Below are 242 nucleotides of genomic sequence, written 5' to 3'. Positions count from 1 at the left end.
TTAAATACTTTATGCCCGAACTGCTGGCGTAAATGGTAATTCCACGTATGGTACCGTTTATCATCTGATGCATATGGAAAAGGTTTTGTCTGAAGCATTTCAGGAAACCTCCTTGATAAAAAATTTGCATAAGATTCATTTTATCATGAAGCAGGTACCGATCCAAATCTAATGGTCTTGCCAGTTATTATCAACCTGTTTGCGTAATAGAAAAAAGATCGGGGAACACAATAAGAAATGAA

At 36.0% G+C, this 242-nt stretch carries 1 pseudogene; it reads right to left on the bottom strand.

The window, feature by feature from the left end:
- A pseudogene (locus RYX56_RS24760) lies at positions 1-98 on the bottom strand (TIGR01212 family radical SAM protein); the annotation flags it as partial.
- Positions 99-242: the final 144 nt, after the last annotated feature.

The sequence above is a fragment of the Alkalihalophilus lindianensis genome (assembly GCF_032843265.1).
Classification (GTDB): domain Bacteria; phylum Bacillota; class Bacilli; order Bacillales; family Bacillaceae_D; genus Alkalihalophilus; species Alkalihalophilus lindianensis.
The sequence above is the reverse complement of the archived record's forward strand: the minus strand, read 5'-3'. Positions and strand labels throughout refer to the sequence as shown.